This is a genomic window from Enterococcus malodoratus ATCC 43197, assembly GCF_000407185.1.
GTDB classification, from domain to species: domain Bacteria; phylum Bacillota; class Bacilli; order Lactobacillales; family Enterococcaceae; genus Enterococcus_A; species Enterococcus_A malodoratus.
Window position 1 is genome coordinate 805,211 of the sequence record NZ_KE136483.1, and the last position, 16,739, is coordinate 821,949.

Below are 16,739 nucleotides of genomic sequence, written 5' to 3' on the forward strand. Positions count from 1 at the left end.
ACAATTTGAAATGGAGTGATTGGGTGTTATTAGCAGTATCTTTTCTTATCGTGTTAGGTTGTTTGTATGGTTTGATCTATTTAAAACAAAAAAAATGGTCTTTCTCTAAACGTGTCGTAACGGCTTTGGCTATCGGAATTATTTTAGGTTTGATCTTCAGTCAAGTGCTGTCAAAATCAGACGGTGTCATTCTATCTGATTGGATCGGGATTATCGGTAGTGTTTATGTAAAATTATTACAAATGATTGCTGTTCCTTTAATTCTAGTTTGTGTTTTATTAGCGTTTACTAAGATTGAAATCAAAACAAATGTCTTGAAAGTTGGAATGTCGATAATTGGCACGCTAATCGTAACCGCTGGTATCGCAGGAATTGTCGGTATTATAACTGGTTACTTCTCAAATATCGACGGAGACTCTTTTAATATTTCGCAAACAGCGTTGCATTCAGCAAATGAGATTCAGCAAAGTTATGTTTCTGGCGGGGAACAAACATTGACGATGCCGCAAAAAATTATTGCGATTTTCCCATCGAATCCATTCTTTGATCTGACCGGTCAAAGGCCGAGCGCTACTTTAGGAGTAGTCATCTTTGCATTCTTTTTAGGAATTGCCTATTTAAAAATCAAGGATAAGAAAGTCAAAGAGGCTCAATTATTTAAGGATTTTCTTGATAGTGCTTATGAAATTATCATGTCTGTAGTTCGTCTATTTATTTCTTATGCACCTTATGCTGTATTAACGATTATGACCGCAACCATTATTAATAATGATGTAACAGCAGTTTTAAAGTTAGCTAAATTCTTCGCGGTTTCCTATATTGGAATGTTGATCATGTTTTTAATTCAATTGTTGATTTTAGCAATTTGTGGATTGCCACCAGTTCGATATTTAGCAAAGGCCTTTCCGGTTCTTTCTTTTGCATTCATTACTGCGTCGAGTGCCGGATCAATGCCGATGAATATTGAAATGCAGGACGAATTGAATATTCCGCGAGGAGTGTCAAGTTTGGCTGCTTCTTTTGCGACATCCATGGGAATGAATGGTTGTGCGGGGGTGTATCCAGGAATCATTATCGCCATTGTTGCTATGACACAAAATATAAATCCTCTATCTCCGCAATTTTTACTTTACGCTGGATTCATTATTGCAATGACATCTTTCGGTATTGCAGGGACTGGCGGAGGCGGTACGGTCGCTACGATCATTTCTCTATCAGCTTTAGGATTGCCAGTTGGATTGGTAGGAGTCTTTATTGCAGTGGAACCATTAATTGATATGGGGCGTACCGCAATTAATCTAAATGGCGGCGTAGTAGCCAGTGCGGTTACATGCAAGCTAAACAGGATTAAATTATCACAAGTGAAATAACTTGATTACTTCCTCAAAACTTTTTGAGGAAGTTTTTTATCTAAACAATTATAGAATGAGGTTGAAAATTTCTCTTTATTCAGTTATTATGAATAAAAATGAATTACTAACGTTATATGCGAATTAATATTCAAAAACGGAGGAATTATTATGACGAATATCTTTCAAGGGAAAAGCTTTTTAAAAGAAATCGACTTTACTAAAGATGAATTACTTTACCTAATTGATTTTGCAGCGCATCTGAAAATGCTGAAACAACAAAATATCTCGCATAAATATTTAGCTGGAAAGAATATTGCATTATTATTTGAAAAAACATCGACTCGTACGCGCGCGGCCTTCACTACGGCAGCCTATGATCTAGGTGCTCATCCTGAGTATTTAGGCAAAAACGATATTCAACTAGGAAAAAAAGAATCTGTCGAAGATACTGCGAAGGTTTTAGGCAGCATGTTTGATGGTATTGAGTATCGTGGCTTTTCGCAAAAAGCTGTTGAGGCTTTATCTGAACACTCAGGTGTGCCGGTTTGGAATGGCTTGACCGATGAATGGCATCCGACACAAATGCTTGCCGACTTTTTAACAATTAAGGAACACTTTGGAAAATTAGAAGGATTAACTTTGGCTTATGTGGGTGACGGACGAAATAATGTAGCTAATTCTCTATTGATTACTAGCGCGATTTTAGGTGTAAATATTTCGATTGTGACTCCGGAAAAACTATTCCCAGAACAAGATTTGATTGCTATGGCTGAAAAATATGCCGAAGATTCAAAAGCAAAAGTTTTGGTCACAGATGATATTGCCCAAGGTGTTGTACAGGCAGATATTATTTATACTGATGTATGGGTGTCAATGGGAGAGGAAGATGCCTTTAAAGAACGGATTGATTTATTGCTGCCATATCAAGTTAATCAAGAATTAATGGCAAAAACACAAAAGAACGAAACGATTTTCCTACATTGTTTGCCAGCCTTCCATGACCTTGAAACAGAAGTAGCCGAGGAAATCAAAGAAAAATATGGTTTATCAGAAATGGAGGTCACTGACGAAGTCTTTCGTGGGGAGAATGCATTGCAATTCCAACAGGCTGAAAATCGTATGCATACAATTAAAGCGGTGATGGCTGCGACATTAGGCAATCTATTCATTCCTAAAGCATAAAAAAAGCTATCTTGACTAGTCAGATGAAGAAATTTCTGTTAGTATAAATGCCAGATAATTATTTCATCGATGAAAAAGAGAAGTCTATGGTCTGTTTTGCAGCGAGTTCGGGCAGGTGAGAGCCGGATAAACAAAAATAGAGGGCGCACTTTTGAGGTGAATCGGCAGCTACCGTTATAGTCTGAGTTGGTCGTTTACGACAATAAGAGTGGTACCGCGGGAATTCTCGTCTCTGATGTTATTATACATCAGAGACTTTTTTTGCGAGTTCTGCTTTAAATTTTCAAATTATTAATTGAACCGTAGGCGAAATAGAAATCAGACTCGTTTTTCTGGTATTTAAAGATGATTTCTGTATTAGGAGTCAGCCGTACAATAAAAGGAGGAATTTTGGATGAATAATAAAGAAATCGTTGCACAAGCTGTTTTTGAAGTGGTCAAGGATAACCTTACGTTGCCGGAAGTGGAGCGTTTGTTAGAAAATCCTAAGTCAGTGGATCATGGAGATGTTGCATTTCCAGCCTTTTCCTTGGCAAAAGTGTTCCGTAAAGCGCCGCAGCAAATCGCCGCAGAGTTAGCTGAAAAAATCAATCCAGAAACATTTGAAAAAATCGAAGTTGTTGGACCCTATTTGAACTTTTTTATGAAAAAAGAAGTCATTTCAAGTATGGTCTTAAAGCAAATTGCAAAAGAAGAAAAGCATTTTGGCGACAGCAATATTGGAAATGAAGGTAATGTTACTATTGATATGTCTTCGCCAAACATTGCCAAACCAATTTCAATGGGACATTTGCGTTCAACGGTAATTGGTAATTCAATTAGTTTGATTTTGAGTAAAATTGGCTACAATCCGATTAAGATTAATCATTTGGGTGACTGGGGAACACAATTTGGTAAATTGATCGTTGCCTATAAAAAATGGGGCTCTGAGGAAAAAGTTAAGGCCGAACCGATCACTGAACTATTACGTCTATATGTAGAATTTCATGAAAAGGCTGAGGAAGAGCCTGAATTAAATGATGATGCGAGGGCTTGGTTCAAACGCCTAGAAGAAAATGATGAAGAGGCTTTAAATTTGTGGAAATGGTTCCGCAGTGAATCATTGAAAGAATTCAGCAAAATTTATGGTATGTTAGAAATTGACTTTGATTCATACAATGGTGAGGCTTTCTACAATGACAAGATGGATGAAGTTGTAACAATGTTAGAAGAAAAGCACTTGCTGCAAACGAATGAAGGCGCTGAAATTGTTGACCTTGAAAAATATGATTTGAATCCAGCATTGATCAAAAAATCTGATGGTGCGACCCTATACATCACTCGTGATTTAGCCGCAGCGCTTTATCGTAAACGGGAGTATAACTTTGTTAAATCATTGTATGTTGTAGGAAATGAACAAAGCGGACATTTCAAACAATTAAAAGCGGTCCTTAAAGAAATGGACTTTGATTGGTCAGACGAAATGGTTCATATTCCTTTTGGGTTGATTACGAAAGATGGCAAGAAATTATCTACACGTAAAGGAAAAATCGTTTTACTAGAAGAGGTTTTAAACGAAGCAAAAGATTCTGCGTTAGCGCAAATCCAAGAGAAAAATCCTGATTTGCCGAACAGAGAAGAAGTTGCGCATCAAGTTGGTGTCGGTGCGGTCATTTTCCATGATCTAAAAAATGATCGTTTGAATAACTTTGATTTCAATTTGGAAGAGGTTGTTCGTTTTGAAGGGGAAACAGGCCCATACGTTCAATATACTCACGCTCGTGCTAAGAGTATCTTAGAAAAAGCTGGGTTTACAGTAGATGCAGAAACGGTTTATGCATTGAATGATTCTGATAGCTGGGAGATTATCAAATTGTTGCAAAGCTATCCGGAAGTTGTGATGCAAGCGGCAGATCAATATGAACCATCCGTTATTGCGAAACATTCAATTAGATTGGCTCAAGCGTTCAACAAGTATTACGCACATACGAAAATTTTGGTTGATGATGAACAAAAAGAGGCGCGGCTTGCGCTGGTTCACGCAGTAACAGTAATTTTAAAAGAAGATTTACGCTTATTAGGTGTTCATGCACCAAATAAAATGTAAACAAAAAACCGGAGAATATCTTCTCCGGTTTTTTTCTAATTAAAAATGGATGTACTGGTTGGATCTTGTAAGAAGGTGGCAACTTGAGCTGCGTCTTCGGGTGCCCTCGAGATAATGATGATAGTATCAAAACTCGCCATCGTAGCAACAATTAACTCGCTTGAAAGGTCATCTAAAACAGAGGCTAGTAAGTGCGCATTATCTGGCAGGGTACTAACGATGGTCATAAACTGTACTGTGTCGACTTTCACGATTACTTCGTTAGTCATGCGGATTAGACGTTTGATATCATCGTCTTCGGTAGGCACTTGATGATCCTGAAAAAGTTCGAAGCGTGGTTTGCCGGTATCGTCAATAGTCTTGACAATCTTCAAATCACGAATATCTCGCGAAATGGTCGCTTGTGTGGCGGAAACATGAAATTGTTGTAGATAATCCATTAATTCATTTTGATTTCGGATCGGGTTTTCCGAAATAATTTGTTTAATTAGTTCGTGACGGTCCTTTTTTCGCATAAAAAATCTCCTTAATCGATAGTAATAAATTAAATTTTTAATCAAAAATTTAATTTGATCTTCAATGCCATAAATCATTTTAAGGGACAATTCTAAAATTTTTTTATTGAGAGGTATGTCCTAACCGATCCTGCCAAAGACAGAACCAGCATACTAAATGATAATTATGCACTCAGTATAGCAGAAAAAGTTTTTTTAAACAGTATTCCTTGATAAATATTAATCATACATAGTATAAATAAAAAAGATTGATTTATCAAAAAGACTCTTGTATAATTACTAATTGTGTGTGGGCGACTATACACATAAAATCCACATCTTGGCTTGATTTGTAAGGCGGTGCTGCTTGTCAGTTCCTTGCAAAGAAGAGAGCAGGAGAGGAAAACAAAAAACCAATTGGAGGAAACACAAATGTCAGTATTGTCTATGAAACAATTACTAGAAGCCGGCGTACACTTTGGTCACCAAACTCGTCGCTGGAACCCAAAAATGAAGAAATACATCTTCACAGAAAGAAACGGAATCTACATCATTGACTTGCAAAAAACAGTCAAATTGGTAGATGCAGCTTACGACTATATGAAAGATGTTGCTGAAGATGGTGGCGTTGCGTTGTTCGTAGGTACTAAAAAACAAGCTCAAGATGCAATTAAAGAAGAAGCTATCCGCGCTGGTCAATATTATGTGAACCATCGTTGGTTAGGTGGAACTTTAACTAACTGGGATACAATCCAAAAACGTATTTCTCGTTTGAAACAAATCAATGCTATGGAACAAGACGGTACTTTCGAAGTATTACCTAAAAAAGAAGTTGTTGGTTTGAACAAAGAACGTGAACGTTTAGAAAAATTCTTAGGCGGTATTGCTGATATGCCTCGCATCCCAGATGTTATGTATATTGTTGATCCTCGTAAAGAACGTATTGCTGTTCAAGAAGCTCAAAAACTTAACATCCCAATCGTTGCTATGGTTGATACAAACTGCGATCCAGATGAAATTGATGTGGTTATCCCGTCAAATGACGATGCTATTCGTGCTGTGAAATTAATCACTGCAAAAATGGCTGATGCTTTCATCGAAGGTAATCAAGGAGAAGATCAAGTAGCAGAAGCAGACTTCGTAGCTGAAGATGGCGGACAAGCAACTTCAATCGAAGAAATCGTTGATGTAGTAGAAGGTAAAAATGCTTCTACTGAATCAGCTGAATAATTTCGCAGCATATGCTGCTTCAAAGTAAATAAAATCCTTTGAAGCAGCTTTTTTAGAAAAAATAAGGAGGCCTTTAAAATGGCAGACGTAACAGCTAAAATGGTAAAAGAACTACGCGATATGACAGGCGTAGGTATGATGGATGCTAAACGAGCATTGGTAGAAGTAGAAGGCGAAATGGAAAAGGCTGTTGATCTTTTACGTGAAAAAGGTATGGCTAAAGCTGCTAAGAAAAATGACCGGATCGCTGCTGAAGGTTTAGCTTCAGTTGCAGTCAACGGAAATACTGCGGCAATCGTAGAAGTGAACTCTGAAACAGATTTCGTTTCTAAAAATGAAATGTTCCAAAACCTAGTAAAAGAGATCGCTGAATTAGTTGCCGAAAACAAACCAGCAGACATGGATGCTGCGATGCAATTAAAAACTGCTAAAGGTGAAACTTTAGAAGCTGCATTAATCGAAGCGACACAAGTTATCGGTGAAAAAATCAATTTCCGCCGTTTTGAAATTGTTGAAAAAGAAGATAACGCAGCATTTGGCGGCTACCTGCACATGGGTGGACGTATTGCCGTATTAGCTTTATTAAATGGTACAACTGACGAATCAGTTGCAAAAGACGTTGCAATGCACGTTGCTGCAATCAACCCTCGTTATGTAAACGAAAGCCAAATTCCTGAATCAGAATTAGAACATGAAAAATCAGTTCTAACTGAACAAGCATTGAATGAAGGCAAACCAGCTAATATCGTTGAAAAAATGGTTATTGGCCGTTTAAATAAATTCAAAGCAGAAATCGCTTTGGTTGATCAGCCTTTCGTCAAAGATCCTGATATGACTGTTGAAAAATATGTATCTTCTAAAGGTGCTACAGTTGCAAGCTTCGTTCGTTTCGAAGTCGGCGAAGGTATCGAAAAACGTGAAGATAACTTTGTTGAAGAAGTTATGAGCCAAATTAAAAAATAATTCTGCTTTTTAGCAGTCGGGAACGCACGAGCATGTGCGCTCCCTTTTTTTAAGCAAATTCAATTTTGACTCGCTTCAAAGACAGAGTATGATAAAATATCAATAGAGTGACAGTGGAGGTATTGTGATGAATGAACCAAAGTATAAACGTGTAGTATTGAAGCTTAGTGGGGAAGCCTTGGCAGGCGATGAAAAGTTTGGTATTAATCCGCCAGTGATCCAAGAAATTGTTGAAGAAATCAAAGAAGTACATGATTTAGGGATCGAGATGGCAATCATCGTTGGCGGTGGAAACATCTGGCGCGGACAAATCGGTGCTCAAATGGGAATGGAACGTGCACAAGCAGATTATATGGGCATGTTAGCTACTGTAATGAATGCACTAGCTTTACAGGATGCGTTGGAAAATATCGATGTGCCAACACGCGTTCAAACATCAATCGAAATGCGTCAAATCGCTGAACCATATATTCGTCGGAAAGCAGAACGCCACCTTGAAAAAGGACGTATTGTGATTTTTGCAGGTGGAACTGGGAATCCTTACTTCTCAACGGATACGACAGCGGCATTGAGAGCAGCAGAAGTGAATGCGGATGTTATTTTGATGGCGAAAAACAATGTTGATGGTGTTTATTCGGCTGATCCAAAACTTGATGAAAATGCAGTGAAGTATGAAGAATTGACTCATTTAGATGTGATTGCTAAAGGATTACAAGTCATGGATTCAACGGCAAGCTCATTGAGTATGGACAATGATATTCCACTTGTTGTCTTTAACTTGAATGAAACAGGAAATATTAAACGTGTTGTACTTGGTGAAAATATCGGGACAACTGTAAGGGGGAAATAACATGGCAGATGTAGTAATGAATGAAGCAAAAGACAAGATGAAGAAGGCCCAAGAAGCTTTACAACGTCAATTAGGTCAAATTCGTGCAGGTCGTGCGAACGCAAGCCTACTTGATCGTATCACTGTTGACTACTACGGTGTACCTACGCCGGTTAATCAAATGGCATCAATCACAATACCAGAAGCACGTGTATTAATGGTTACACCGTTTGATAAAAATATGATTGGTGACGTTGAAAAAGCAATCATGGCTAGTGATATTGGGTTGAACCCAGCGAATGATGGAAATGTAATTCGTCTTGTAATTCCTCAATTAACAGAGGAAAGACGTAAAGAATTGGCTAAAGAAGTAAAAAAAGAATCTGAAGGTGCTAAGGTTGCTGTTCGTAACATTCGACGCGATGCAATGGACGATTACAAGAAGCAACAAAAAAATGGCGATTTGACAGAAGATGATTTACGCGATCTTGAAAAAGATATTCAAGCGTTGACAGATGATAATATCAAAGCTCTTGATCAAATTGTTGCTGAAAAAGAAAAAGAATTATTAGAAGTTTAATTTACTACTCAAGCCTGAAGAGTATTCTTCGGGCTTTTTTCTTTTTTTCCTCAACCTGATAGAAGAAGCGTATATTATAAAAAATTCCAACAAATACTTAATTTTTACACAGCTCTTAAATCATGGATGTTTCGATAAGGTTGTCTGGATAATAAGGTCATGATTAAGAGTTTACTGCATAAAGAGAGAGTTTTCTGAAAAAATAATCGATTAAAAAAAATTGAAAAAGCCTAAAGGTCTTTAATTTTCGTAGGAATAACTGCATTTTATTGTTATAATGGCAGATGACTTTTCAAAAGTATTTTCATTTTGTATTTTAATAGAGGAGGGAAAACATGGTATTGCGATTTTTTCCACAAAAACAAAAATATACACCGGAAGAAACGTCCTTCGTTTTTGATCCTGAAGGTGCTGTCCCAAAACATATTGCAATCATTATGGATGGTAATGGACGGTGGGCACAGAATCGCCGCCTGCCAAGAATAGCAGGCCATAAAGAGGGCATGGAAACGGTCAAAAAGATTACGAAACATGCGAATCGTTTAGGCGTAAAGGTACTAACTTTGTATGCATTCTCGACAGAAAATTGGAAGCGCCCGGAAGAAGAAGTGAACTTTTTGATGCAATTGCCGGTGGATTTTTTTGACACCTTTGTTCCGGAATTAATTGAGGAAAATGTACAGGTTCATGTAATGGGATACGAAGAATATTTGCCTACTCATACGCAGGATGCAGTGAAACGTGCAATCGAGCAAACAGCGCAAAATGACGGCTTAGTTTTAAATTTTGCTTTGAACTACGGCAGCCGTGCTGAGATCATTACGGCGATCCAACAAATGGCTGAGGAAGTTAAGAATGACGAATTGGCTGTCGAAGGAATTACGGATGATGTTGTAGGGGAGCATTTAATGACGGGATTTTTACCAAAGGAATTACGCGACCCCGAATTAGTTGTTCGCACAAGCGGAGAAGAACGTATCAGCAATTTCTTGCTATGGCAGCTAGCATATAGCGAATTATATTTTACTAAAGCATTGTGGCCTGACTTTGACGGTGAACACTTGGAAACGGCGATCGCCTCTTTCCAACAGCGGAACAGGCGCTTTGGCGGCTTGAAAAAGGAGGATAAAAAATGAGACAGCGAGTCATTACTGCGGTCGTCGCATTAGTGATCTTTATTCCAATTTTGTATATTGGCGGGATTGCGGTAGAATTAGCGGCGGCCGTTTTAGCGGGAATTGGTGTATATGAATTATTCCGTATGAAGGGACTTGCAATTCTGAGTTTTGAGGGTGTATTGTCAATCCTAGGGGCAGTATTTTTGGTTTTACCTGCAGAAAGATGGATGCCCTTCTTAAGCGGGAATAACAGTAATTTTCTATTATTTTATTTAACAGTAATGATTATTCTAGGATTTTCTGTTATTTCAAAAAATACGTATACTATAGACGAGGCTGGTTTTCCGGTTGTGGCGAGTCTTTATGTTGGTGTTGGTTTTCAAAATTTAGTAACAGCACGAGCTGACGGTCTAGCAATATTGCTTTTTGCTTTCTTTATCGTTTGGGCGACAGATATCGGAGCTTACATGGTTGGCCGGAAAATCGGCAAACACAAGTTATGGCCAGATATCTCACCGAATAAGACTATCGAAGGGGCGCTTGGCGGAATCGTCAGTTCAGTGGTTGTTGCGGTAGTATTTTTCTTAGTCCAACCGCAAGTTTTTCAGCACAATTTAGTGACGATGATTATTTTTACAATTATTTTCTCGATTGTTGGTCAATTTGGCGATTTGGTTGAATCTGCGATTAAGCGTCATTATGGTGTAAAGGATTCTGGCAATATCTTACCAGGACATGGAGGTATCTTGGATCGCTTTGACAGTATGCTGTTCGTCTTTCCAATGATGCATCTATTAGGAGTGTTTTAAGAAGAGCGGAATCGCTCTTTTTTTGTACTTAGTTGAACGGGTGCCTTTATTAATTAGGTTCTGATAGCTAAAAAGTAATCTAATCAGCAATTAACAAAAGTTGAAAAGAGAGCTTTGAAGTTATTCGGAGCTTTTTTTAAATTTTCTATGAAAAGAACGAGAAAAGGATATATTTTTTTGATACTGTGATAAACTAACTCTAAGAAATTAGTGAAGGTAGGGAAATTATGCGTACGATTATTACGTTTTTAATCGTTTTTGGTGTCCTTGTTATTGTTCATGAGTTCGGACATTTTTTCTTTGCAAAACGTTCAGGGATTTTAGTTCGAGAATTTTCAATCGGCATGGGGCCAAAACTTATTGCTCATATGGGAAAAGATGGTACGACCTATACATTACGCTTATTGCCAATCGGCGGGTATGTTCGAATGGCTGGTTTAGAGGATGAAGAGACTGAACTTAGTCCAGGATTGCCATTATCGGTTGAATTGACTTCTGATGATGAAGTACGGCGAATCAATGTAAGTAAAAAAATTCAATTGCCTAATAGTATACCGATGGAATTGATCTCTGCTGATCTAGTCGACGATTTGATTATCAGAGGATACGTAAATGGTGACGAGAGTCAGAAAATTACTTACAAGGTACAACATGATGCTACAGTGATTGAGGAGAATGGCACGGAAGTTCGAATTGCGCCACGGGATGTGCAATTTCAGTCTGCGAAGTTAGGCTCACGCATTTTAACCAACTTTGCCGGTCCGATGAACAACTTTATTTTGACAGTCATATTATTTATTGCACTGGCCTTTTTACAGGGTGGAGTTGCGGATTACAATACGAATCAAATTGGAACGGTTCAGGCAGACAGTCCGGCTGCTGCTGCTGGTCTAAAGGATCATGATGCAATTCTTTCAGTTGATGGTAAAAAAATCTCTTCCTGGGATGACTTAACGAGTACAGTTACGAAAAAACCAGGTGAAGATTTAAAAATGGTCATCGAACACAACGGAAAAGAGAAAACGGTCCAATTAACCCCGAAAAGTGTCAAAAGCAATGGTGAAAAGGTTGGGCAAATTGGTGTAACCCCGTACATGAAAACTGGTTTTGGTGATAAGATCGTTGGGGGAGTAACTCAATCATGGGATATGGTTAAAAGAATTTTTGGTGCCTTAGGTTCGCTTTTCACTGGATTTAGTCTAGATAAGCTTGGTGGACCTGTTATGATGTATCAAATGTCCGCGGAAGCATCGCGTGCAGGAATCAAGACAGTCATTTATTTGATGGCGCTCTTATCAGTTAACTTAGGCATCGTCAATTTACTACCGATTCCAGCATTTGATGGCGGAAAAATTTTACTGAATCTGATTGAAGGGATTCGTGGGAAACCGTTAGACCCAGATAAAGAGGGTATGATTACCATGATTGGTTTTGGGTTTATCATGCTTCTGATGATTTTAGTCACATGGAACGATATTCAACGCTTCTTTTTTTAAATGAAAGGATCGAAATTTTTTCGATCCTTTTTCTAATGCAATCATAAAAAAAAACAGGTATACTGGAACATACTTGAAAAAGTGAAGGAGATGTCATTTTGTCTAAAAATCGTGAGCTATTCGAAAATTTATTACGACAAATTGAATTGCCCGAGACAGAGCAACAGCATTTAATGATTCAAACTTCTGAGATTAAAGAAGTTGTTGTTCATGAAAAATCTCGTGTATGGGAATTTTTTATTCAAACCCCTAAAATTTTACCAGCAAATTTGTTTAACTCATTTCATCAAAAGTTGCAACTTGCCTTTCAATCGATTGCAAAGGTGAAACTACATATCATACCAGAAGACGGTCAATTTGAAGAAGAACTATTGCAGAACTATTGGCAGTTGGCCTTGAATGAACAAGACTGTGATACGCCATTAGTGAAACAAGTATTAAGCAAGACTTTACCGTTAATTCAAGGGAAACGGATTGTCCTATTGATTGATAATGAGACAGTCATTCCATTTTTGAGGCAACAATATTTACCCTTAATAGAAGAAAACTTAGTTTCTTATGGTTTCCCGCATCTGCGAATTGATCCTGAAGTTGATAAGGAACAAGCTGATAAAAAGCTGCAAGAGTTCGAAGTTCGAAAACAAGAACAGGCTCAAGCGATGCAGGAGCAAGCTGCGGCTAGCTTAGCTCAATACGAATCAAAGAAAAAAGAGAAGAAGGAAAGTGCTGGTCATTTCGATGGACCAGTTCAAATGGGCCGCAATATACCTGCGGATGAAGCAATTACACCGATGGGAAATATTATCGAAGAAGAACGCAGGATCACGATCGAAGGGTTTATCTTTGATAAAGAAGTACGTGAACTGCGATCAAAACGTAAAATCCTGATTATTAAAATGACGGATTACACTTCATCTTTTGTAGTAAAGAAATTTTCTAATGGTGAAAAAGATGAGCAGATATTTGATGCGATCGCCAATAATAGTTGGATTCGTGTACGCGGAAGTGTACAAGAAGATACCTTCATGCGAGATCTGGTTATGAATGCACAGGACATTCAAGAAGTGAAGCATCCGGAACGGCAAGATACAGCGAAAGAAAAACGGTCCGAATTACATTTGCACACCAATATGAGTACTATGGATGCTATCAGCAGTGCTAGTGATTTAGTGGCTCAAGCAGGTAAATGGGGACACAAAGCGATTGCGATTACAGATCATGGCGGTGCGCAGTCATTCCCTGATGCTCATGCGGCGGGGAAAAAAGCCGGCGTCAAAATTTTATATGGAGTTGAAGCGAATGTTGTTTCTGATGGTGTACCTATCGCTTACAACAGTGCTCATGAATCTCTAACTGATTCGACATATGTTGTTTTTGACGTGGAGACCACTGGGCTGTCAGCGGTTTACGATACAATCATTGAATTGGCCGCGGTCAAGATGCACAAAGGAAATGTCATCGATACTTTTGAAGAATTTATTGATCCGGGACATCCCTTATCAGAGACGACCATTAATTTGACTGGTATTACTGATGAAATGGTTCGAGGATCAAAACCTGAAAAAGAAGTCATGGAATTATTTGAAAAATTTTGTGAAGACACAATTTTAGTCGCCCATAATGCGACTTTTGATATCGGTTTTATCAACACTACGTATGTCCGTCATGGTATGCCGGAAACACCTAACCCGGTAATTGATACACTGGAATTGGCACGTTTCTTATATCCAGAGTATAAGCGTTTTGGACTAGGAGTCTTGACGAAAAAGTTTGGTATCAATTTGGAACAACATCACCGAGCAGTTTATGATGCGGAAGCTACGGGACATCTCGCGTGGATTTTTGTTAAGGAAGCAATTGAGAAACACGACATGAACTATCATGATCAACTAAATGATCACGTGGGTGAAGGAGATTCATATAAACGTGCACGACCATTTCATGTCACAATTTTAGCGAAGAATCAGGATGGTCTAAAAGATTTATTCAAACTGATTTCGATGTCGAATATCGAATATTTCGAGCGTGTGCCGAGGATTCCCCGCTCACAACTAAATAAATTGCGTGAAAACCTTTTGGTCGGTTCTGCTTGCTCACAAGGTGAGATCTTTGAAGCAATGATGCAAAAAGGGGTCGAAGAGGCGAAAAATCGTGCAGCCTTTTATGATTATATTGAAGTCATGCCCAAAGCTGTTTATGCCCCCTTGATCGAACAAGAGCTAGTAAAAAATGAATCGGATTTAGAAGATATCCTGCGAAACCTGATTCAGATTGGAAAAGATCTGGATAAAACAGTGGTCGCTACTGGAGATGTGCATTACCTGAACAAGGAGGATGCTATTTATCGGAAGATTCTAGTTAGTTCAATGGGAGGAGCCAACCCATTAAATCGCCATAGCTTACCTGATGTTCATTTCCGGACAACGGATGAAATGCTGCAGGCCTTTAGTTTCTTAGGTCCTGAGTTGGCAAAAGAAATTGTTGTGTATGGACCAGACAAGATTGTCGAAACTTGTGAAGAAATCATTCCAGTCAAGGATGCTTTATACACACCTAAAATTCCAGGTTCGGAAGAAGAAATCAAAGACTTAAGTTATAACCGCGCGCGTGAATTATATGGGGATCCATTGCCAGATATTATCGAAAAACGCTTGGAAAAAGAATTAACCTCGATTATCGGTAACGGATTTTCGGTTATCTATTTGATCTCACAAAAACTGGTGCATAAAAGTAATGCCGATGGCTATTTAGTGGGTTCTCGTGGTTCAGTTGGCTCAAGTTTTGTGGCAACGATGACTGGGATTACCGAAGTGAATCCATTGCCGCCGCATTATTATTGCCCTGAGTGTCAATATTCGGAGTTCTTTGAAGATGGTTCCTATGGTTCTGGTTTTGATATGCCGGAAAAAGCTTGTCCTAAATGTGGTGCACGCCTGAATAAAGATGGACACGATATTCCATTTGAAACGTTCTTAGGATTCCATGGAGACAAGGTCCCCGATATCGATTTGAATTTCTCCGGTGATTATCAAGCGGAGGCCCATAATTATACGAAAGTTCTATTTGGTGAAGATTACGTTTATCGTGCTGGAACGATTGGTACGGTTGCTGATAAGACAGCGTATGGATTTGTAAAGGGTTATGAGCGAGATCATAATCTGCATTTCCGCAATGCTGAAATTGACCGTTTGGCAAAAGGTGCGACGGGTGTGAAACGAACAACCGGACAGCATCCGGGTGGGATTATCGTTATTCCAGACTATATGGATGTATATGATTTTACACCGATCCAATACCCAGCTGATGATCAAAATTCTGAGTGGAAAACAACTCACTTTGATTTCCACTCAATCCATGACAATGTGCTGAAACTAGATATTCTTGGACACGATGATCCGACCGTAATTCGTATGCTGCAAGAATTATCGGGGGTCGACCCAAAAACAATACCTACAGATGATCCGGAAGTAATGAAAATTTTTGCCGGTCCGCAGGTTCTTGGTGTTGAGGCTGACCAAATTTATTCTAAAACCGGGACATTAGGAATTCCTGAATTTGGTACACGTTTTGTTCGTGGTATGTTGGAAGAAACGGGCCCAACAACTTTTGCCGAATTATTGCAAATTTCTGGTTTGTCTCATGGTACGGATGTGTGGTTAGGAAATGCTGAAGAATTAATCAGTCGTGGCGAAGCAAACCTAGCTGAAGTTATCGGTTGTCGGGATGACATCATGGTTTACTTGATTCATGCGGGGCTCGATAGTGGTATGGCTTTTAAAATTATGGAGACGGTTCGTAAAGGGCAGTGGAATAAAATAGATGATGAATTGCGCGAAACCTATTTATCAGCTATGAAGGAAAATAATGTACCAGATTGGTATATCGATTCTTGTTCAAAAATCAAGTATATGTTCCCGAAAGCCCATGCGGCAGCGTATGTGTTGATGGCGTTACGGGTAGCATACTTTAAAGTTTATTTTCCAATCCTGTATTACTGTGCCTATTTCTCTGTTCGGGCGGATGATTTTGATTTAGTCGCAATGGCAAAAGGAAAAGATGCAGTAAAAGCTGCAATGAAAGCCATCACTGACAAAGGAATGGATGCTTCAACGAAAGAAAAGAATCAATTGACCGTCTTAGAATTATGTAATGAAATGTTGGAACGTGATTTCCATTTTGGAATGATCGACTTGTACAAATCGGATGCACAAGATTTTGTAATTGATGGTGATACTTTGATTGCGCCATTCCGTGCTGTTCCAGGACTTGGACTGAACGTAGCAAAACAAATTGTTGAAGCACGAAAAAATGGCATTTTCTTGTCAAAAGAAGATTTGGCTTCACGCGGAAAAGTTTCGAAGACATTGATCGAGTATATGGATACTCATGGTGTCTTGAAAGACTTGCCAGATGAAAATCAACTTTCATTATTTGATATGTAAAGAAAATGATAAATTCAGCTTTAAAATGAAAGAGAATTCCACCATGAAAATACCAAGGTTGAATTTTCAGTAGAATTGTGCTACTATAACAAAGTAATCAAAGACTGATGGTGAGTGAGCGGATTTTTCGCTCACTCTTTTTAATGGAATAAAGGAGG

The 16,739-nt window shown here is 38.6% G+C and carries 12 protein-coding genes; 11 read left to right on the forward strand and 1 reads right to left on the reverse strand.

Features of this window, described 5'->3' with window-relative positions:
* Window positions 1-23 precede the first annotated feature (23 nt).
* The 3 genes from I585_RS19295 to argS all read left to right on the forward strand — a co-directional run bounded on the left by I585_RS19295 (window position 24) and on the right by argS (window position 4,620).
* Entirely contained in the window at window positions 24-1,370 is a 1,347-nt protein-coding gene (locus I585_RS19295; protein WP_010740344.1) for a cation:dicarboxylate symporter family transporter, read from the forward strand.
* A 150-nt stretch (window positions 1,371-1,520) separates the two neighbouring features.
* Window positions 1,521-2,534 (forward strand): ornithine carbamoyltransferase, encoded by a 1,014-nt coding sequence (argF, locus tag I585_RS19300; protein ID WP_010740343.1) that lies wholly within the window; start codon window positions 1,521-1,523, stop codon window positions 2,532-2,534.
* A gap of 394 nt (window positions 2,535-2,928) precedes the next feature.
* Window positions 2,929-4,620: an arginine--tRNA ligase gene (gene argS / locus I585_RS19305; protein ID WP_010740342.1), complete on the forward strand. Its 1,692-nt coding sequence runs from the start codon at window positions 2,929-2,931 to the stop codon at window positions 4,618-4,620.
* Window positions 4,621-4,655: 35 nt separating this feature from the next.
* On the opposite strand, the gene I585_RS19310 is transcribed toward argS, so the two are convergent.
* Window positions 4,656-5,135 (reverse strand): arginine repressor, encoded by a 480-nt coding sequence (locus I585_RS19310; RefSeq protein WP_010740341.1) that lies wholly within the window; start codon window positions 5,133-5,135, stop codon window positions 4,656-4,658.
* A gap of 411 nt (window positions 5,136-5,546) precedes the next feature.
* Here I585_RS19310 and rpsB point away from each other — a divergent pair, with 411 nt between their 5' ends.
* The 8 genes from rpsB (at window position 5,547) to I585_RS19350 (ending at window position 16,581) form a co-directional block, all read left to right on the forward strand.
* Window positions 5,547-6,344 (forward strand): 30S ribosomal protein S2, encoded by a 798-nt coding sequence (rpsB, locus tag I585_RS19315; protein WP_010740340.1) that lies wholly within the window; start codon window positions 5,547-5,549, stop codon window positions 6,342-6,344.
* A 78-nt stretch (window positions 6,345-6,422) separates the two neighbouring features.
* Window positions 6,423-7,307: a translation elongation factor Ts gene (gene tsf, locus I585_RS19320; RefSeq protein ID WP_010740339.1), complete on the forward strand. Its 885-nt coding sequence runs from the start codon at window positions 6,423-6,425 to the stop codon at window positions 7,305-7,307.
* Between the two features lie 127 nt (window positions 7,308-7,434).
* Window positions 7,435-8,157, forward strand: a complete 723-nt coding sequence (gene pyrH, locus I585_RS19325; protein WP_010740338.1) for a UMP kinase — start codon at window positions 7,435-7,437, stop codon at window positions 8,155-8,157.
* Window position 8,158: 1 nt separating this feature from the next.
* Window positions 8,159-8,716, forward strand: coding sequence for a ribosome recycling factor (frr, locus tag I585_RS19330; RefSeq protein ID WP_010740337.1), 558 nt, complete (start codon window positions 8,159-8,161; stop codon window positions 8,714-8,716).
* A gap of 335 nt (window positions 8,717-9,051) precedes the next feature.
* Window positions 9,052-9,852 carry an isoprenyl transferase gene (locus tag I585_RS19335; protein ID WP_010740336.1) on the forward strand — a complete coding sequence of 267 codons (801 nt, stop codon included), beginning with the start codon at window positions 9,052-9,054 and terminating at the stop codon, window positions 9,850-9,852.
* Entirely contained in the window at window positions 9,849-10,643 is a 795-nt protein-coding gene (locus I585_RS19340) for a phosphatidate cytidylyltransferase (protein ID WP_010740335.1), read from the forward strand. The genes I585_RS19335 and I585_RS19340 overlap by 4 nt, the downstream gene beginning before the upstream one ends.
* Before the next feature lie 227 nt (window positions 10,644-10,870).
* Window positions 10,871-12,139: an RIP metalloprotease RseP gene (gene rseP / locus I585_RS19345; protein WP_010740334.1), complete on the forward strand. Its 1,269-nt coding sequence runs from the start codon at window positions 10,871-10,873 to the stop codon at window positions 12,137-12,139.
* A gap of 98 nt (window positions 12,140-12,237) precedes the next feature.
* Entirely contained in the window at window positions 12,238-16,581 is a 4,344-nt protein-coding gene (locus tag I585_RS19350) for a PolC-type DNA polymerase III (RefSeq protein ID WP_010740333.1), read from the forward strand.
* Window positions 16,582-16,739 lie beyond the last annotated feature (158 nt).